Origin of the sequence: Luteimonas sp. 22616, from assembly GCF_052044325.1 — a bacterium.
In the GTDB taxonomy this organism is placed as follows: Bacteria; Pseudomonadota; Gammaproteobacteria; order Xanthomonadales; family Xanthomonadaceae; genus Luteimonas.
Genome location: NZ_JBQEMW010000002.1, coordinates 235476 through 253733 on the forward strand (window position 1 = coordinate 235476; position 18258 = coordinate 253733).

The following is an 18258-nucleotide window of genomic DNA, read 5'->3' on the forward strand; positions in this document are numbered from 1 at the left end:
CCAAGTCTAGCGCCCTGCCCGCTCGTGCCCAAATGGCGTGCGTAGGTTGGGGTTAGGCCCACGATGCGCCGGCAAGCGGAAGCGACCAGCCGGGGTTGGGTTCACGACGAGATTTTTCCCCTCCCCTTCAAGGAGAGGGCCGGGGTGGGGATGGGGTTCGGCGAGGTGCATCCCTGGGTTCACGGGCGACGGACGGGAAACCCATCCCCACCCAACCCTCCCCTTGAAGGGGAGGGCTTTGAAGGTCTCCGTCGTCCCGACCTACGTCTTGTAGCCGGTGTGGACCGCGACGATCCCGCCCGACAGGTTCTTGTAGTCGCAGCGCGCGAAGCCCACGGCTTCCATCATCGCCTTCAGTTCGTCCTGCGGCGGATGCTTGCGGATCGACTCGGCCAGGTACTGATAGCTGCCGGCGTCGTGCGCGAACAGTTTCCCGAGCCGCGGCAGCACCTGGAACGAGTGGAAGTCGTACAGCGGCTTGAACCAGTCGGCCTTCACTTCCGAGAACTCCAGCACCCGCGCCTGCCCGCCGACCTTGAGCACCCGCAGCATCTCGGCCAGCGCCGCATCCTTGTCGGTGACGTTGCGCAGGCCGAAGGCGATGGTGACCAGGTCGAAGCTGGCATCCGGGAATGGCAGCGCCTGCGCGTTGCATTGCACGTATTCGAACCCGCGCACATTGCCGCGATCGGTCATGCGGTCGCGGCCGACGCGCAGCATTTCGCCATTGATGTCGCCGAGCACCAGTTCGCCGCTCTCGCCGACGCGATCCCTCAGCAGCGCGGCGATGTCGCCGGTGCCGCCGGCAAGATCCAGCACGCGGTCGCCCTTGCCCACCTGCGCGGTGGCGACGAAGTAGCGCTTCCAGACCCGGTGGATGCCCATCGACATCAGGTCGTTCATCAGGTCGTAGTTGCCTGCCACCGACGAGAACACCTCGCCGACCAGCTTCTGCTTCTCGCCCACCGGCACGTCGCGGAAGCCGAAGTGGGTGGTGCCGGACTTGTTCGTGGATTCGCTCATGCGGCCGATTATCGCATCCGCGGGCATGGCGGCCGCCGGCGCACGGCGGTTCAGCGAATCGCCCGCGCTCCATCGGTGCGGCCAGGCCCGGCATCCCATGAACCCCGCGCGGAACGGGCAGGCGCCGTCGGCTGCGGCGCAACCGGCGCGGCCGTCCTGCGCAGCGCCGGCAGCCGGCCGCCGGTGACCCGCGGCATCGGCCCCACCGTGACCAGAAAGCCGGTCGCCGTCATCGCATCGACCCGGACCCAGCGCGAGTGGTCGGGCGAGAGCCAGGTTTCGCCGGGCTTGAACATCGAGCCCTCGTTGTTGGCGATGTCCGCCGGCGGCTCGTCCGCATCGACGCTGTAGGCCGTGCCGTAGTCCTCCACCTTGTGGATGATCACCGCATCGCCCGCCAGGGCGGACTCGTAGGTGCCGGTGCGCCTGCGCGCCTCGAGCGTGTAGAACACGGTCGCGTAGGGATCGGGCCGCGCGGGCATCGCCAGCACGATCATCTGCAGGTTCGTCGCGCCCTTCAGGCTGGCAAAGTCCAGCGCCACCTGCGTCGTGGCGATGTTGCCGGCCGGGATGATGCGCTTGCGCGCCGCATCCACCCAGCCGAGGCGGTCGCGCTGCACCATGTTGATGTGCTTCGGAAGCGCGCCGAAGGTGACGTTGTGCATGGCGTTGCTCCAGGCATCGCTCATCACGTCCCAGGGATTGTCGTAGGTGTCGTCGTCGCCGTCGGAGTTGTCCGAATGCGGCAGGCCGTAGCCGTGCCCCATCTCGTGCGCCAGCGGCGCCAGGTTGCCGAACGACCATGGCGGGTTCCAGGTCGTGCTGAGACAGCGGCGGGCGCCATCGAGCGTGGCACAGGCGCCGCCGCCCCAGGCATAGCCGTCGAGGTCGCCGTTGAACATCATGTTGACGCCCTGCACGCCGGCGAAGTTGACCGTCGGGTCGGCCGCCGCCCCGCAGTCGGCAAACAGCTTGTCCAGGTCGGCTTCTTCCTCGCCGTCGACCATCGTCACGTAGGCGCTGCGCGGCGACGGCAGCGAGAACCAGCCGTACGCCTGGCTGCCGGCGAGGTCGATCCTGCCGTACGACACCTCGATCCAGTAATGCCCGAGCTGGCCGGGCAGGTAGCCATACTGCGAGGTGAAGAAATCCCGGCTCTTCTGCTCGGTGGCGATGTCGCGGAATTTGCAGGCCAGCGTCACCCAGCGCGTGGTGCCCGACACCGGCGCTTCGGCGACCACGCGCCCGGCGGCGTCGAGTGCCGGCGCGCGCTGCCATGGCCGGTCGGCGGGGACGATCACCTCCACCTCGGTTCGCTGCAGCACGCCCCTGCCCTGGGTTGCGAATGCGACCGCAACGCGGCGGTTGGACAGCGCATACAGGTCGCCCGCGGCGCGGCGCGCCTGCGCGGGATCGAGCGCGATGCGCGCGCCATCATCGGTGACCAGGGTCGCCAGCAGCCGGGACTGCAGGCGCTGTTCGGCCGGTGCAGGCGCCGGATCGCCCCACTGCAGTTCCAGCCGCCCCTGCACGACCTGCGCACTCGCCGCGCCACAGCCCAGCAGCAACAGGCCGGCCGCCAGCCATGCGCCTGCACGCATGCGCACCACCCGCGACCGCGAGCCGCCCCCAGTCGATATCGTCATTCGATTGTCCCCCCGTCGCTCTTGGCCCGTTCCCCAACGGCGCCACATGCCCGAGCACTATCCACCTGTGGGGTCTTTTCGCAACCCGCGCCATCCCCTCTCCCGCCTGCTGGCTGAAGAGGAACGCCTGCGCGCCACCGGCGCGCGTCCCGATGAACGCCATCGCGTCAGCACGATGGCCGGGGCGCAGAGTGGGAAGGCGCCCGGCGCCGGGTGAGCGCCGGCTTTTTCGCGGGCACCGTGTCCCATGCAAGCAAGCGCCCTGCAGCCGTGACTCGACGCCCCACCACGATGACGGCAGACTGCCTCGCGAATCCCCGCCGCGAAGCCACCCATGATCGCCACCCCCGATTACCGCGCCCTGCTCGACACCGCCATCGCCGAGGCCCGCACCGGCCTGGCCGAAGGCGGCATCCCGATCGGCGCCGCGCTGTACCACGACGACGGCCGCTTGCTCGGCTGCGGCCACAACCGCCGCGTGCAGGAAGGCGACCCGTCCGTGCACGGCGAAACCGACGCCTTCCGCAAGGCCGGCCGCCAGCGCCGCTACCGCGACACGATCATGGTCACCACGCTGGCCCCGTGCTGGTACTGCAGCGGCCTGGTGCGGCAGTTCAACATCGGCACCGTGGTGGTGGGCGAGTCGGTGAACTTCGGCGGCGGCCTCGACTGGCTGCGCGAGAACGGCGTCAACGTGGTCGACCTGCAGGACGAACGCTGCATCACGATGCTCGGCGACTGGATCGCGGCCAATCCCGAAGTCTGGAACGAGGACATCGGCGAGGATTGAGCCATCCCTGCAGCCTGCGTGCGCCGGGGTTCGGGCGCATGCAGGCCACGCCCGCTCAGACGCGCGGTCGAAGCGCGACCGCCGGGAAATCCACCGGCACGGCGAACGCCACGTTGGTGTAGTTGGTGAAGATGTTCAGCGCGACGTGGGCGAGGATCTCCATGATCTGCTCGTCGCCGTAGCCGTTGTCGCGCAGCCGCTGCACGTCCGCATCCGACACCTGCCCGCGCGCCTCCACCACCTTGAGCGCGAACGCCAGCGCGGCGGCCACGGCCGGATCGCCGGATTCGCCCGCCTGCGCCTGCGTCATGTCCGCAGCGCTCGCGCCGGCCTTGCGGCCCAGCGCGGTGTGCGCGGCCAGGCAGTACTCGCAGCGGTTGCGGTCGGCGATCGCCACCGCGATCTGCTCGCCCAGCTTCGGCGACAGCGTGCCGCCGCCGAGCACACCGAACGCGCCCCACATCATCTGCAGCGCGGCGGTCGAGTTGGCCACGGCCTTGAACATGTTGGGGGTGGTGCCGAAGGCGCCGTGGATCTGGTCGAGCACGGCCTTGCGCTCCGCGGTGGCCGCGGCGGGGTCGACGAGGGGAAGCCTGGACATGGAAGTTCTCCGTTGAGGGGCGCGACGTGCGCCGGAGAGGACAGTGTCTGGCGCCAGGTTGTTCGATTGGATACGATTCGGCGACGTTATGATGCAGATCGGATAATCCATGTCACTCGATCGCCTCGAAGGCGTGCTGCGCCGCTTCCAGGTCAAGGTGGAGCTGTTCCACACCGGCCCGCTGTGCGGCACCGAATCGTTCGACGCCCGGCCCGGACGCGGCTTCCTGCACGTGCTGCGCGGCGGCGAGATGGACGCACGCCAGGCGCTGCCGGGCCATCCGCGCACGCTGCAGCTCGCCGAGCCGACACTGCTGTTCTATCCGGCCGGCGCGCCGCACCGCTTCGCACCGCGCGCCGGCGCGGCCGCGCCGCTGCTGACCTGTGCGGCGGTGCACTTCGAAGGCGGGCCGCACCACCCGCTGGTGGCCGGCCTGCCGCCGCTGGTCGTGCTGCCGGTGCACGCAGTTGCCGGCCTGCAGGCGTCGCTCGACCTGCTGTTCGACGAGGCCGACCACGTCCGCTGCGGCCATCGCCTGCTGGCCGACCGATTGTTCGAGGTGGTGCTGATCCAGCTGCTGCGCTGGCTGTTCGATCACGCCGCGCAGGCGCACGTCACCCCAGGGCTGATCCACGCCCTGTCCGACCGCCGGCTCGCGCGCGCCATCGTCGCCATCCACGGCCAGCCGGGGCGCGCGTGGACGCTGGACGAACTGGCCGCCGAGGCCGGCATGTCGCGCGCCGGCCTCACCTCCGCCTTCCGCCATCACATGGCCCGCAGCGTCGGCGACTACCTCTCCGACTACCGCGTGCTCGTCGCCAAGCGCGAGCTTTCGCTCGGTCGCCCGGTTGCGCTGGTGTCCGACGAACTGGGCTACGCCAGCCCGGCCGCCTTCGCCCGCATGTTCAAGGCCCGCGCCGGGCAGACGCCGCGGGAGTGGGCGGCGCGGGTGTAGGGCGTAGTCGACCTCAAGGACGAATCCTGCATCACGTTGCTCGGCGACTGGATCGCGGCCAACCCCGAAAGGAGATCGGCAAGGACTGAAGGCCGGCACGACCATGAGGAAGCACAGCGCCCTGGCTCGCCATCCCTGCCGATCCTGCTCGTCATCCCCGCGAAGGCGGGGATGGGCATCCGGTCAGTGGCCATCAAAGCCCGTGGATAACCAGACGTTCGTCCATTGAAAGCCCCAGATTCGCGGGAGTGACAACACAAATTCCCCTCACCAGGCGCGTGGTGGTGTCCATCCGACTTGGGCTGTCCGAGCGCCCACCGGTCGGCGACCTGCTCTCTCAGCGCTTCGTGATCCCCGCCAGCGCCGTGATCAATTCCCGCACCAGCTTGCGGTGGCGGTCTTCCAGCGCCAAGAACGCATCGACCGCATGCCGGTCGACCGCGCTGGCCTCCCAGGCCCCCTTGGGTTCGCGCACCTTGCGCCCGCCGGGGTCTTCCCCGTAAAGCCAATCCAGCGGGACGCGCAGCAGCGTCGCCAAGGCCCGGATGTTCTCCGGCCGCGGGATCGACTGCCCCTTGATCCAGCGGTGGGCGGCGGCCGTGGTCACGGCGGTGCCGCCGTACTGCGGCACCAGCCGCGCCAGTTCGGCCGCGCTCTCCGGCAACTTCGCCTTCTGCAACGCCTCGCGCAATCGCGCGCCAAACCCAGCCTGCTCGCTCTTCATGCCGCGAACGTAGGCGGCCCGGCGGCCGCATCAATCAATTATTGATTTATGATCTGATCAATTGTTGATTGATGACGCTTGGCCCCGTGCCCGCAATCCTGCTCAAAAAACTGCCGGAGTGCGTCGCCCAAGGCCATCGGCAGGCAGGGCCGCGCTAGATGCCGCTGCTGTCCTGGCACAACCGCGACGAGGACCTGACCCGCGCGGCTCGCACGCCATACCGGCTACTGGAGCCAGTGGCCAGCCTGTCGTATGGGGAAGTTGATTCGCCGAACATGCTGATCGAGGGAGACAACCTCGATGCGCTCAAGGCGCTCCTGCCCTACTACGCGGGGCAGGTGAAATGCATCTTCATCGATCCGCCCTACAACACGCGCAGCGCGTTCGAGCACTACGACGACAACCTCGAGCATTCGCAGTGGCTGTCGATGATGTATCCACGGCTGGAGCTTCTGCGCGAGTTGCTGGCGGAGGACGGCTCGATATACGTAGCCATCGATTACAACGAAGTTCACTACCTGAAAATTCTGATGGATGAAATTTTCGGACGGAAGAACTTCCAGCGCGAGATCATCTGGCGAATTGGCTGGCTATCGGGCTACAAGACGATGGCAAAGAACTACATTCGAAATCACGACACTATCCTTTACTACTCCAAGAACGCCGAGAAAACGTACTTCAACAAGATCTATCTGGAGAAGAAGGATTTTGCGGAGCGCTTTTCCGACACTGCATACAAGGCACTCCTGTCTCGCCTTTCTGCTCTTGGAATTTCGAAGAACGAAGCGTCTGAGTTCATGGAGGCAGCCAAAGTCGAAGGCCTGCCTGAGCGGTACCCCCTTGAAGACACATGGAACTCATCCATCTACGACAAGTTGAACAGCATCGCGGTAGTTTCATTTTCGGGAGAATCCGTCTCCAAGATGCTCGGAGTCGAAGAGTTGAAGGGGCAGAAATCCGAGGCATTGATACGAAGGATGCTGCAAAGTTCGACCAAGCCGGGGGACCTGGTGCTGGACTCCTTTGCCGGCACGGGAACCACTGGCGCGGTCGCTCACAAGATGAATCGCCGATGGATAATCATTGAGCGCGGCAATCACGCGATTACACATGTGGTACCTCGCCTCAAGCTGGTGATCGACGGTCGGGAGCAAAGTGGAGTAACAAGATCCGAAGACTGGCAAGGTGGCGGCGGTTTCCGCTTCTACAAGCTCGGCGTCCCGGTGTTCGACGAGAACGGCCATATCCGTGCCGGTATCAAGTTCGAACATCTGGCCGCACACGTCTGGTTCGCCGAAACCGGCACCGCGCGTTCGACTCGTGCGAAGAAGCAGGCCTTCCTCGGCGAACACGGCGGCACCGGCTACTACCTGCTGTTCAACGGCATCCTTGGCGACGAACGCAAGACCGGCGGCAACGTGCTTACTCGCCGCGTGCTGCGATCGCTGCCGAAGTTCGACGGCCCGAAGGTGATCTACGGCGAAGCCTGCGACCTTCCCCGAGAACAGCTGCGCGAACTCGACATCGCCTTCCGGCAAACCCCGTACGACATCAAGGCGCGCTGACCATGGCCCTCGCGCTCAAGCTCTACCAGCAACGCGCGCTCGACAGCCTGGAGCGATTCTTCGAGGCCGCGCGGCTCGGCGACACGGCCAGCGCATTCGCGGCCTGCGTCGACAAGGGGCTTGTCGAGCAGTACAAGCCCATGCCCGGCCTGCCCGCAGTGCCCTACGCCTGCCTGCGCATCCCCACCGGCGGCGGCAAGACGGTGATGGGCGCGCACATCATCCAGTCGGCTGGCCGCGCATTGCTCGAACGCGAGTTTCCGCTGGTGATGTGGATGGTGCCTACCACCCAGATCAAGTCACAAACGCTGGAGGCCTTCCGCGATCCACGGCATCCCTACCGGCAGGAACTCGACAACGCCTTCGACGGACAGGTGGCAGTGTTCGATGTGGCCGACTTCGCCCAGCTCCGGCCCGCCGACGTGGGCACTAGGGTGTGTGTCGTCATCTCCACCGTGGCCGCACTGCGGGTGACCGACAAGGAAGGCCGAAAAGTCTACGAACACCACGAGGACCTGGAGCCACATTTCGCCGGTAGCACGCGCGGCCTCGCCTACTTGGACAAGGGCGAAGACGACAAGGCGCTGGCCTCGTTCGCCAACCTGCTCAAGCTGCATGGCCCACTGGTGATCATGGACGAGGCGCACAACGCCACCACGCCGCTGTCCTACACGGTTTACGAACGGCTCGGGCCGCGCGCCGTGGTTGAACTGACCGCAACGCCGGATACCGCCAGTTCCAACGTGCTGGTCAGCGTTTCGGCCTTCGAGCTGAAGGCCGAGAACATGATCAAGTTCCCAGTGGTGCTGAAGGAACACGACGGCGATTGGCAGGTTGCGGTGAGCAGCGCCGTGGCACGGCGCAAATCGCTGGCACGGACGGCGTTGGGCGAACCGGACTACATCCGGCCAATCCTGCTGGTGCAAGCCGAGAACGCGCGTGGCGTGGCCACCGTCGAGGAGGTCAAGCGCCACCTGATCCAAGCCGACGGCGTGGACGACAGGACCATCGCGATCGCGACCGGTGACCAGCGCGAGATCGACGGCGTCGACCTGTTCGCGAAGGATTGCCCCATCGAAATCATCATCACCAAGCAGGCGCTGAAAGAGGGCTGGGACTGCTCGTTCGCCTATGTCTTCTGTTCGGTGGCGCAGGTCAAAAGCGACAAGGACATCCAGCAGCTCCTTGGCCGCGTGCTGCGCATGCCCTATGCCACCCGCCGCCGGCAGGAAGCCATGAACAAGGCCTATGCCCACGTCGTCACCGACGACTTTGGCCGCGCCGCTGGAGAACTGACGCAGTCGCTGGTGAACATCGGCTTCAACCCGATGGAGGCGGCGGCAGCCATCCGCGACGACGACGCCATCGCACCGAAACTGCAACTCAAAGGCGGCGAACTGGCAGCCTGCACACCACCAACGACGCGCATCGAAGTCAACAAGGCACCGAAGCTGGACGACGTACCGGAGCGCGACCTGCAACGGGTCAGGTTCGTCGCGAACGAAGGTGGCAAGGGCGGCACTGTCGAGATCACCGACGAGATCGACGCGACCACCGTCGACGCCATCGTCCTCACCGCGCCGCCAGGCAAGCGTGACGAACTCGCTGCACAAATCGAGCGCCACCAGCTGGCTTCCCTTGCCGCCAAGGCGCCAAGCGAGCGCGGTGCCGTCTTCGCCGTGCCGCGCCTGTACATGGTCGAACAGGGAGAACTGGAACTGGTCGACCGGGGCGTGGTCCCGGCCACTTTCGCGTGGGACTTGCTTGCCAGCCCACCCGACCTGTCGACCTTCCGCTTCGACGACCAAAGCATGACCTTCGAGGTGGATCTTGAAGGCCGGAAGGTGAACTACCACCAGGTCAAGGACGACGTTGCCACGTACCTGCCCGGCTTCGCGCAGGATCGCAGCGAAACCGACCTGATCGGCTGGCTCGACCATGAGGTGCGGGAACCGTTTGTCAAACAGCCGGTCCTGCGGGAGTGGCTGCGACGGGCGGTCCGCGGGTTGCTGGACGAACGCGGGTTCTCGCTGGCTCAATTGCTCAAGGGACAATTCATCCTGCGCCGCAAGCTGACCGAGCAACTGCAGCTGGCGAAGGAACTGGCCTATCGGGACGGGTTCCAGCAGGCCCTATTCCAGGACGGCTTGGAGATCGTGGCCAGTGATGGTCCCGACCACGCGTTCACCTATCCGGCGGACATGACGCGGTACCCGGCGCACTCGTACTATCAGGGCACCTACCGCTTCAAGAAGCACTACTACCCGATGCCCGCGGACTTGAAGAGCATCGGCGAGGAGTTCGAGTGCGCCCGGGCCATCGACCTGCTGGACGAAGTCGAGTTCTGGGTACGCAACCTCGTCCATCCGACACAGTTCTGGATGCCGACCTCCCGCCAGCGCACTTACCCGGACTTCGTGCTGAAGCTGAAGGATGGCCGCCTGTTCGTCGTCGAGTACAAGGGGGGCGACCGCTTCACCAGCGACGAGGAAAAGGAAAAGCGCCTCGTCGGCGAGCTCTGGGCCAATCGCAGCAACGGCAAGGGGCTCTACTTCATGGCGCAGAAATCGGACGGCCGCGGGCACAACGTGCGCGAACAGTTGCTGGCGGTGATCGCCGGCGAATGATGATGCGTCACCCTGCAGTCCACTCTTCGCCCTGCATGACCCGCTTCATGGACTGATGGAACATCGGCACGGCGACTGCAGTATCGCCGGGCTGGGGCGCTACACCATGCGCTTGGCGACGAGGTGATTCCTGGTCGGTCCGAAGGTCATCGCCTTGCGACCCAGCAACGTAGCAATGTCGATCACGAGCCGATCCGTCACGCCTTTCCTATCCTGCCGCCATGGACATCGCATGCCCGTGCCGCGGGTCATCTCGCCGACCACAAGGCCTTGCCTCCGCAGCGAAGCCCGGCAGCTCCCGGCCCCCGGCGACGACGCCGGCCAGCACCAGCGCACTGATCGCGCTCAGCGCGCCTTGATGGTGAACGCGCCGAAGGCCACGCCCAGGTCCCAGCCTTCGCCGGTACCCGCCAGGGCCAGCGAGACGTCGCCTTTGGTCATCGCCTGCGCCTTGCTCGACTTGACCGCACCCGCGTGGGCCTCGGCCGCGACATAAGTGCCGAGCAGTTCGCGGATGTCGCGGACCGCGGAGAACTCGCCGCGGCCACCGCGGATCTCCGACTTGCCCACGGTCAGGCCGCCGCCCTTGGCGCTGATACGCACCGCCATCGCCTGCCCGTTGCTGCAGCGCACATGGCCGGTGCCCGAGGCGGTTTTGTAGAGCACCGACCAGCCCGACATGTCGAAGCTGAGTCGGCAGGACACATCGCCGGCGGACGCGGGCGCTGCGGCAGCCAGGCACAGTGCCACCGCAACGGCGGCAGGCAGGAAAGTTCTGGGCATTGTGAAACCTCCTCTCAAACCGCCAGCGACGCGTTGTCGATGACGAACCGATACTTCACGTCACTGCGCGCCATCCGGTCGTAAGCCTCATCAATTTCCTGCATCCGGATCATCTCGATGTCGGCCACGATGCCCTTCTCGGCGCAGAAGTCGAGCATCTCCTGGGTTTCGGCGATGCCGCCGATCAGCGAACCGGCGATGGCGCGGCGCTTGAAGATCAGGTTGCCCACGCTCGGCGACGGGTGCGGGTGCTCGGGCACGCCGACCAGGACCAGGGTGCCGTCGCGCTTGAGCAGCGCGGTGTAGTCGTCCAGCGAGTGGCTGGCGGCCACGGTGTTGAGGATGAAGTCGAAGCTGCCGGTATGCGCCTTCATCTCGTCCCGGTTGCGCGACACGACCACTTCGTCCGCGCCGAGGTCGAGCGCGGCCTGGCGCTTGCTGTCCGAAGTGGTGAACGCGACCACGTGCGCGCCCATCGCGTGCGCGATCTTCACGCCCATGTGGCCAAGACCGCCGATGCCGACGATGCCGACCTTCTGACCCGGGCCCACGTTCCAGTGGCGCAGTGGCGAGTAGGTGGTGATGCCGGCGCACAGCAGCGGCGCGACGGCGGCCAGATGCTCCTGCGGGTGGCGGATTTTCAGCACGAACCTGTCGTCGACCACGATGCGCTGCGAGTAGCCACCGAGCGTGTGCCCGGGCGCATCCTTGGTGGCGCCGTTGTAGGTGCCGGTGAAGCCGTTCTCGCAGTACTGCTCCAGGCCCTCCGCGCACGACGCGCAGTGCTGGCAGCTGTCGACCATGCAGCCGACGCCGACGGTGTCGCCGACCTTGAAGTTGCTGACGTCGCCGCCCACCGCGCTGACGCGGCCGACGATCTCGTGCCCGGGCACGCACGGATACAGCGTGCCGCCCCATTCGGAACGCACGGTGTGCAGGTCGGAGTGACACACGCCGCAGTAGGCGATGTCGATCTGCACGTCGCGTGGGCCCGGCGCGCGGCGCTGGATGTCGATCGGCTCGAGCGGCTTGTCGGCGGCGTGGGCGCCGTAGGCTTTGGTGGTCATGGGATGCCTTCCTCTGGGACGTGGGATGGGAAACATCAACGGTCGGTACGGGCGGCCGGGCGCGGCGGATGGCGGTGGCTTCCGATCCGGAGATTGGCCAAGGCCCTTGGTCGCGCCTGGCCGGTGGCTCCGGACATCCTGCCCGAGGCATCCGGATTCTCCTCCGGTGGCGCTGCGTTGTCGTCCCCGGGATCGCGGCGTCGGCCACGCGGCCTGCCGGGCAGGCGCGAACACCGGAGCCTTGCCGCGGCCGCTATGTGGCAGTTGTGGGAGCGGTTTCAGCCGCGAGCTTCTGATGCTGCCGCTGTAGGAGCGACGGAAGTCGCGATGCTTTACCGGGAAGGCTTCGCGACTTCCGTCGCTCCTACGAAAGCCGATCAACGGCTCGCGGCTGAAGCCGCTCCTACAGGATCTGCGGGACGTCAGAGGATGTAGCGGCTCAGGTCCTGGTCCTGCACCAGTTCGCCCAGGTGCTTGTCGACGTACGCGCGGTCGATCACGACGCCATCGCTGCGATCCGGCGCTTCGAAGCTGAGCGTGTCGAGCAGGCGTTCGAGCACGGTGTGCAGGCGGCGGGCGCCGATGTTTTCCTGGCGCTCGTTGACCTGCGCGGCGATCTCGGCGAGGCGTTCGACGGCGTCCGGCGCAAACGTCAGCGCAACGCCCTCGGTCTTCAGCAGCTCGACGTACTGGCGCGTCAGCGACGCCTTGGGCTCGGTGAGGATGCGGACGAAATCGTCCTTGCTCAGCGCACTCAGTTCAACGCGGATCGGGAAGCGGCCCTGCATTTCCGGGATCAGGTCGCTGGGCTTGGCGAGGTGGAACGCGCCGGAGGCGATGAACAGGATGTGGTCGGTCTTCACCGAGCCGTACTTGGTGCTGACGGTGGAGCCTTCCACCAGCGGCAGCAGGTCGCGCTGCACGCCTTCGCGGCTGACGTCGGCGCCCATGCCCTCGCTGCGCTTGGCGACCTTGTCGATCTCGTCGATGAAGACGATGCCGTGCTGTTCGCAGGCCTCGATCGCCGCTTCGCGCACTTCGTCCTCGTTGACCAGCTTGGCGGCCTCTTCCTCGACCAGTTGCGGGCGCGCGGCCTTGATGGTCAGGGTGCGCTTGTGGGTCTTGCCGCCGCTGAGGCTGGAGAACATCTGCCGCAGTTGCTGGCCCATCTCCTCCATGCCGGGCGGGGTCATGATGTCGACGCTGGTGTTCGCGGACAGTTCGAGTTCGATCTCGCGCTCGTCGAGGTCGCCCGCGCGCAGCTGCTTGCGCAGTTTGGTGCGGGTCTCGTTGTCGTTGCCCTGCGCCGACGGTTCGGCGCCGATGTCCACCGTGGTGCTCGCGCCGAAGCCGAAGCCGCTCGCCGGCACCGCGCGCCGCGGCAGCAGCGCATCAAGGATGCGGTCCTCGGCGCGGTCTTCGGCCTGGGTGCGCACGCGGGTCTTGGCCTGCTCGCGGTACAGCTTGACCGCGGTGTCGGCGAGGTCGCGGATGATCTGTTCGACGTCCTTGCCGACATAGCCGACCTCGGTGAAGCGCGTGGCTTCGACCTTGACGAACGGCGCGTTGGCCAGCGTCGCCAGGCGGCGCGCGATCTCGGTCTTGCCCACGCCGGTGGGGCCGATCATCAGGATGTTCTTCGGCATCACCTCGTTGCGCAGCTCGTCGTCGAGCTGGGCGCGGCGCCAGCGGTTGCGCAGCGCGATCGCGACCGCGCGCTTGGCCTGCTGCTGGCCGACGATGTGGCGGTCGAGCTCCTGCACGATCTCGCGCGGGGTCATGGTGGCGTGGCTGGTATCGGGTTTGCTGGGCATGTCGGAATTCTTTTCGATGATTTAGTGGAAAGCCCTTCTCCTGCGAAGCGGGAGAAGGTGGCGCGAAGCGCCGGATGAGGGCGCTCTTCGCGAAAAGCGCGCCCTCACCCCAACCCCTCTCCCGCGAGCGGGAGAGGGGCTTCAAGCACGTCAGAGTTCTTCGACGACGATATTGCGGTTGGTGTAGATGCAGATATCGCCGGCGATGTTGAGCGCCTCGGTGGCGACGGCCTTCGCGTCGAGTTCGGTATGCGCGAGCAGCGCGCGCGCAGCCGACAGTGCGAACGGGCCGCCGGAGCCGATCGCGACCAAACCGTCCTCCGGCTCGATCACGTCGCCGGTGCCGCTGACGATCAACGAGGTGTCCTTGTCGGCCACGGCGAGCAGGGCCTCGAGCTTTCCGAAGCGACGCTCGGTGCGCCAGTCCTTGGCCAGTTCCACCGCCGCGCGGGTGAGCTGGCCATGCTTCTCCAGCTTCGACTCGAACAGCTCGAACAGGGTGAACGCATCGGCCGCGGCGCCGGCGAACCCGGCCAGCACCTGGCCGTCCTTGCCCAGGCGGCGCACCTTGCGCGCGTTGGATTTCATCACCGTGTTGCCGAGCGTCACCTGGCCGTCGCCGGCGACGACGACGTGGCCGTTGCGGCGCACCGATACGATCGTGGTGGCGTGGAAGACATTGGGGTTCTGGCTGGGGTCCATGCGGCCTCCGGGGTCGAATCCAGTGGATGGGGGCCGGCGGGCGGGGACGCAAGGGTCGCCGTTGCTTCCTTCTCCCTCCGGGTTGAAGGCGCGCTGCCTGCGCGCCATCGGCTCGCGCGCGGCTGAACGCTCCGCGCGCTGCGCGGGGCCGGGGCGCGAAGCGAGGTGCCCGCAGAGCCTGCCCCCGAGTGTTCCAGTCGGGGGGCGGATGAGGGAAAGGCACATCAGTGCGCGAAGTACGCGGGTGCTGACGGCTCCCTCCCTCATCCGTCGCTTCGCGCCACTTTCTCCCGGAGGGAGAAGGGAAAGTGGATCAGTCCTTTTTGCGCTTGGCCCGCGGGTGCGCGGCGTCGTAGACCTTGGCTAGGTGCTGGAAATCCAGGTGGGTGTAGATCTGCGTGGTGGCGATGTCGGCGTGGCCGAGCAGTTCCTGCACGCCGCGCAGGTCGCCGGAGGATTCGAGCATGTGGCTGGCGAAGCTGTGGCGCAGCATGTGCGGGTGCACGTGCTTGAACATGCCCTGGCGCTGGGCCAGCTGGCGGATGCGGATCTGCACCGCGCGCTGCGAGATCGGCGCGCCACCGCGGCCGGGAAACACCGGCGCGACAGTAGGCGCCTGCGTTTCCTCGTGCCAGGCCTGGAGCGCGGCGCGCGCGTGCGAACCCACCGGCACGCTGCGCTGCTTGCTGCCCTTGCCGAGCACGGTGACCAGTCCGTTGCCAAGGTCCAGGTCGTGCCAGCGCAGCGCGCACAGCTCCGACAGGCGCAGGCCGGAGGAGTAGAACAGCTCCAGCAGCGCGCGGTCGCGCAGGCCGAGCTTCACGTCCGTTGGCACTTCGACCAGACGCGTGGCCTCGTCGGCGTCGAGTACCTGCGGCAGCTTGCGCGGCGCCTTGGGCGCACGGATCGCGGCGGCGGGATTGAGCGCAATGCGGCCGTTCTTCAGCAGCCACTGGAAGTAACTGCGGCAGGCCGAGAGCCGGCGCTGCAGGCTCTTGGGCGACAGCCCGCGGCGATGCTCGGCGGCGACGAAGGCGCGCAGTTGTTCGGCCTGCAGGGTTTCGAGGTCGGCGACGCCCTGCGCCTGCGCCCAGTCCGACAGCGCGGCGAGATCGCGGCGGTACGCGTCGAGGGTGTGCGCGGACATGCGGCGCTCGACTTCGAGGTGAGCGAGGTAGTCGTCGGTGCTGGCGGCGGTCATTGCACGCACACTTTACGCCGTCTTGCAGGCACACCTCATGCGGTCATTCCACGCATGCCTTGCGTCGTCATTCCCGCGAAGGCGGGAATCCAGTGGCTTTGGTACAGGACGCAACGGCGACGGCAGATTCGAAAGACAAACCTATTCGGCTTCCACATGCGGACATGGCGATCTGGAAGCAAGTCACTGGATTTCCGCCTTCGCGGGAATGACAGCTGTGGGGTGATGCGCGACGCGGGAGCGATCCGCTACGCATCGAACCTGCGCAGCGCGGTCGCGAACGCCTCGCCCATCATCCGCAGGAACAGCGTGCCCATGCCGGGATAGAAGCGGTTGGCGTCGCGGCTGCCCACCGCCACCAGGCCAACGCCGTCCAGCGGCAGCAGCGCGGTCGACTGCACCTCGTCCACGCGCGGGCCGTACAGCAGCGCCTGCTTGTCCGGATGCAGGCGGCCGCACAGCGGTTCGCCCTCGGCCAGGCAATCGCGGAACGGCGCCAGCACCGCGTCGTCGCGGGCGACGACTTGCAGCCACTCGGCGGCGTCGAGCCCGTCGATCGGCGCGAACAGCACGATCCGCACCAGGTCGCCGTTGAAGTCCTCGCTGAGCCTGGCGACCATCGCGCGCACAGTCGCCGCGGCGCTGTCCTGGCGCAGCAGGTTGAGCGTGAGTTGCTGGGTCTGCACCGCGAGGCGCTCGTTTTCCTGCGCGATCGCGTACAGGTCGTGCAGGCGGCGGGTCAGCTCGCGGTTCTTGTCGCGCAGCACTTCAAGCTGGTAGCTGGCCAGCGATGCCGCCGGGCCTTCCTCGCGCGGCACCACCATGCTGATCGCCAGGTCCGGGAACTGCTGCAGGAACTTCGGATGCAGCCGCAGCCAGGCCGCGACTTCGTGGGCACCGAGTTTGTCGGTTTCGCTCATTGCAACCATTCCCCTTCGAATACGAATGCGGTGGGCCCGGACATCATGATCTGCGCGCCGTCGTCGGGCCAGGCGATGCGCAGTTCGCCGCCGGGCAGCGACACCGACACGTCACGATCGATCCGGCCGCGTCGCACCAGCACCGCCACCGCAGCGCAGGCACCGCTGCCGCAGGCCAGCGTTTCGCCGACACCGCGTTCGAACACGCGCAGGCGGATCACGTCGCGCGCCACCACCTCGGCGAAGCCGACGTTGGCCGACTGCGGGAATACGCCCTGGCGCTGCAGCGCCGGGCCGGCCGTGGCCACCGGCGCGTGCGCGATGTCGAGGACCTCGACCACCGCGTGCGGGTTGCCGGTCGAAACCGCGCCGAAGCGCAGCGGCTGGCCATCGATCTCGGCGCCGTATTCGTCCTGGGCGTCGGTGAAGCCGGCCAGCGGGATGGCCTGCGGCGCGAACTGCGGCACGCCCATCGCGATGCGATAGCGGCCATTGCCGAGCGCTTCCACCGCGTGGGTGCCGGCCGGGCTGTCGAGCTCGAACGTCGGGCCGTCGGTCGCGCCGTCGCGCACCAGCCAGGCCGCGACGCAGCGGGCGCCGTTGCCGCACTGTTGGGAAGCCGAACCATCGGCGTTCCAGATCCGGTAGGACGCGACCGATGCCGCGCTGCGCGGCGCCTCGACGGTCAGGATCTGGTCGCAGCCGACGCCGGTGTGGCGGTCGGCCAGCGCGCGGCACAGCGCCGGCGACGGCGCGCTGGCGGCGGCACGCAGGTCGAGGACCACGAAATCGTTGCCGGCGCCGTGCATCTTGCTGAAACGCAGCGCGGCCACCGGTGCAGGCGGGCGATCGACCATCGCTCAGTCGCTGTCGCCGTCGTCCTGCGGCAGCGGTTCCGGTTCGACCGGCACGTCTTCGTCCGCAGGCTCGGTGGCAGGTTCGGCGTCGTCCGCCGGCTCGCTGGCGTCGGTTGCGGGTTCCGTGCCGTCTTCCGCAGCCACCGGGGCTTCGGCCTCGTCGGGGGCATCGGGCAGGACCAGCGGGCCTTTGTTGCCGCAGCCGGACAGGGCCAGCGCGGCGGCGATCGAGAGCAGGGTCAGGCGCGTGATGTTCATGGCCGCAGTGTAGCCGCGCCGGCCCGCGGCGCGAAGGCGGCGGGCTGAATGGGCGGGCTGGATGAGGGGCGCCATCGGGCGCTCGGCGCCCGCGACCGGTTCGCGGAGCCGCCGCCGGCAGGCATACAGTTCCAGATGCCAGCCGGGACAGCGCTGTGTGGGCCATCCGGGTGTCGAACTTCTCCGAACAACAGTCATTTCTGGCACAGCGAGGAATCCCGGGAATCCCAGGCTGCCCGGCCCTTCCCTAGGACTCCCCGCGCGCCGGCGGCTCCGGCCGCAGCCACAACCACGTCGCGACCACGGCCATGCAGGCGATGCCGGTCGCGGCCATCCACAGTTGCGGCGCGGTCCAGTACATCACCAGCCCGCAGGCCGTCATCGCCAGCGTCGCCAGGCGCTTCGCGCGCCGGCTCACCGCGCCGTGCGCCTGCCAGTCGCGGATCATCGGCCCGAACACGCGATGCGCGAGCAGCCAGCGATGCAGGCGCTCCGAACCGCGCGCGGCGGCGAAGGCCGACAGCAGCACGAAGGGCACGGTGGGCAGGCCCGGCAGCACGATGCCGATCAGGCCCAGGCCGAGGCTGGCATAGGCCAGCAGCCACCAGGCCCAGCGGAAGCGGTGCGTTGTCATGGGTCGATGCCGGACTCGATCCTGTCTGCGCTCGCAGGAGCAGCTTCAGCGGCGAGCTTTTGATCCTGCCGAAACTGGCGTCGTGCAATCA

The 18258-nt window shown here is 67.5% G+C and carries 17 protein-coding genes; 4 read left to right on the forward strand and 13 right to left on the reverse strand.

Annotated features, from left to right (window positions below; genetic code table 11):
• Nucleotides 1-261: 261 nt before the first annotated feature.
• The gene (ubiE, locus tag ACTJIL_RS13455) at nucleotides 262-1023 is read right to left on the reverse strand and encodes a bifunctional demethylmenaquinone methyltransferase/2-methoxy-6-polyprenyl-1,4-benzoquinol methylase UbiE (protein WP_440756126.1); all 762 of its coding nucleotides are present in this window, start codon (nucleotides 1021-1023) and stop codon (nucleotides 262-264) included.
• 50 nt (nucleotides 1024-1073) lie between these two features.
• A complete protein-coding gene (locus ACTJIL_RS13460; protein WP_440756127.1) occupies nucleotides 1074-2624 on the reverse strand; it encodes a hypothetical protein in 1551 nt (516 codons plus the stop codon).
• A 379-nt stretch (nucleotides 2625-3003) separates the two neighbouring features.
• On the opposite strand from ACTJIL_RS13460, the gene ACTJIL_RS13465 reads away from it, so the two are divergent.
• Entirely contained in the window at nucleotides 3004-3459 is a 456-nt protein-coding gene (locus ACTJIL_RS13465; protein WP_440756128.1) for a nucleoside deaminase, read from the forward strand.
• 55 nt (nucleotides 3460-3514) lie between these two features.
• Here the strand turns inward: ACTJIL_RS13465 and ACTJIL_RS13470 are convergent, their stop codons facing one another.
• Nucleotides 3515-4060: a carboxymuconolactone decarboxylase family protein gene (locus tag ACTJIL_RS13470; protein WP_440756129.1), complete on the reverse strand. Its 546-nt coding sequence runs from the start codon at nucleotides 4058-4060 to the stop codon at nucleotides 3515-3517.
• A gap of 109 nt (nucleotides 4061-4169) precedes the next feature.
• Between ACTJIL_RS13470 and ACTJIL_RS13475 the strand changes: the two genes are divergently transcribed.
• Nucleotides 4170-5015 carry an AraC family transcriptional regulator gene (locus ACTJIL_RS13475; RefSeq protein ID WP_440756130.1) on the forward strand — a complete coding sequence of 282 codons (846 nt, stop codon included), beginning with the start codon at nucleotides 4170-4172 and terminating at the stop codon, nucleotides 5013-5015.
• A gap of 337 nt (nucleotides 5016-5352) precedes the next feature.
• On the opposite strand, the gene ACTJIL_RS13480 is transcribed toward ACTJIL_RS13475, so the two are convergent.
• Entirely contained in the window at nucleotides 5353-5739 is a 387-nt protein-coding gene (locus ACTJIL_RS13480) for a helix-turn-helix domain-containing protein (protein ID WP_051176374.1), read from the reverse strand.
• A 158-nt stretch (nucleotides 5740-5897) separates the two neighbouring features.
• Between ACTJIL_RS13480 and ACTJIL_RS13485 the strand changes: the two genes are divergently transcribed.
• Nucleotides 5898-7304 carry a site-specific DNA-methyltransferase gene (locus ACTJIL_RS13485; protein ID WP_440756131.1) on the forward strand — a complete coding sequence of 469 codons (1407 nt, stop codon included), beginning with the start codon at nucleotides 5898-5900 and terminating at the stop codon, nucleotides 7302-7304.
• Nucleotides 7305-7306: 2 nt separating this feature from the next.
• Complete coding sequence (locus ACTJIL_RS13490; RefSeq protein ID WP_440756132.1) at nucleotides 7307-9931, forward strand: DEAD/DEAH box helicase; 2625 nt, start codon at nucleotides 7307-7309, stop codon at nucleotides 9929-9931.
• Nucleotides 9932-10276: 345 nt separating this feature from the next.
• Here ACTJIL_RS13490 and ACTJIL_RS13495 read toward each other — a convergent pair whose 3' ends face one another.
• The 9 genes from ACTJIL_RS13495 to ACTJIL_RS13535 form a co-directional block, all read right to left on the reverse strand.
• The gene (locus ACTJIL_RS13495) at nucleotides 10277-10714 is read right to left on the reverse strand and encodes a hypothetical protein (protein WP_440756133.1); all 438 of its coding nucleotides are present in this window, start codon (nucleotides 10712-10714) and stop codon (nucleotides 10277-10279) included.
• Between the two features lie 14 nt (nucleotides 10715-10728).
• On the reverse strand, nucleotides 10729-11781 hold the full coding sequence (locus ACTJIL_RS13500; RefSeq protein ID WP_440756134.1) for an NAD(P)-dependent alcohol dehydrogenase: 1053 nt from the start codon (nucleotides 11779-11781) through the stop codon (nucleotides 10729-10731).
• A gap of 422 nt (nucleotides 11782-12203) precedes the next feature.
• Nucleotides 12204-13595 (reverse strand): ATP-dependent protease ATPase subunit HslU, encoded by a 1392-nt coding sequence (hslU, locus tag ACTJIL_RS13505; protein WP_440756135.1) that lies wholly within the window; start codon nucleotides 13593-13595, stop codon nucleotides 12204-12206.
• Nucleotides 13596-13745: 150 nt separating this feature from the next.
• Nucleotides 13746-14297, reverse strand: coding sequence for an ATP-dependent protease subunit HslV (hslV, locus tag ACTJIL_RS13510; RefSeq protein WP_440756136.1), 552 nt, complete (start codon nucleotides 14295-14297; stop codon nucleotides 13746-13748).
• 313 nt (nucleotides 14298-14610) lie between these two features.
• The gene (gene xerC / locus ACTJIL_RS13515; protein WP_440756137.1) at nucleotides 14611-15498 is read right to left on the reverse strand and encodes a tyrosine recombinase XerC; all 888 of its coding nucleotides are present in this window, start codon (nucleotides 15496-15498) and stop codon (nucleotides 14611-14613) included.
• Between the two features lie 248 nt (nucleotides 15499-15746).
• Nucleotides 15747-16418 (reverse strand): DUF484 family protein, encoded by a 672-nt coding sequence (locus ACTJIL_RS13520; RefSeq protein ID WP_440756138.1) that lies wholly within the window; start codon nucleotides 16416-16418, stop codon nucleotides 15747-15749.
• Entirely contained in the window at nucleotides 16415-17275 is an 861-nt protein-coding gene (gene dapF / locus ACTJIL_RS13525; RefSeq protein WP_440756139.1) for a diaminopimelate epimerase, read from the reverse strand. The genes ACTJIL_RS13520 and dapF overlap by 4 nt, the downstream gene beginning before the upstream one ends.
• A 3-nt stretch (nucleotides 17276-17278) precedes the next feature.
• Complete coding sequence (gene lptM, locus ACTJIL_RS13530; protein WP_440756140.1) at nucleotides 17279-17533, reverse strand: LPS translocon maturation chaperone LptM; 255 nt, start codon at nucleotides 17531-17533, stop codon at nucleotides 17279-17281.
• Nucleotides 17534-17780: 247 nt separating this feature from the next.
• On the reverse strand, nucleotides 17781-18167 hold the full coding sequence (locus tag ACTJIL_RS13535; protein ID WP_440756141.1) for a YbaN family protein: 387 nt from the start codon (nucleotides 18165-18167) through the stop codon (nucleotides 17781-17783).
• Nucleotides 18168-18258 lie beyond the last annotated feature (91 nt).